This window comes from Mesorhizobium sp. M4B.F.Ca.ET.203.01.1.1 (genome assembly GCF_004791025.1).
GTDB classification, from domain to species: Bacteria; Pseudomonadota; Alphaproteobacteria; order Rhizobiales; family Rhizobiaceae; genus Mesorhizobium; species Mesorhizobium abyssinicae.
Genome location: NZ_SRUO01000177.1, coordinates 1 through 325 on the forward strand (window position 1 = coordinate 1; position 325 = coordinate 325).

Here is a 325-nt window from a genome sequence, read left to right on the forward strand (position 1 = left end):
CCGCCATCTTCACCCCGAAAATAGGGAGAAGAAAGCCCTCAGAACTGCGGCAGCGTCGGGCGAACCGCCAGCGCGTCCTTGACGATCTTCTCGACCGCCTTGCGGCGCTCGCCCGACAGCGGCTGGCGCGGCATGCGCACGCGGTCGTTGGTGTTGATGGCGAACACTTCGGCAAGCTTGATGTTCTGCACCAGATAGGTCGAGACGTCGAGATCGAGCAGTGGCCGGAACCAGCGGTAGATGGCGAGCGCCTCTTCGCGGCGGCCCTGCTTCATCAGCTGGTAGATGGCGACCGTCTCGCGCGGGAACGCGGTGACCAGCCCGG

At 65.2% G+C, this 325-nt stretch carries 1 protein-coding gene; it reads right to left on the reverse strand.

The annotated features are described in order from the left end of the window. Positions 1-38: 38 nt before the first annotated feature. The coding region (locus EN846_RS34195; RefSeq protein WP_189587209.1) for a dihydrodipicolinate synthase family protein at positions 39-325 on the reverse strand (287 nt) is incomplete at its 5' end.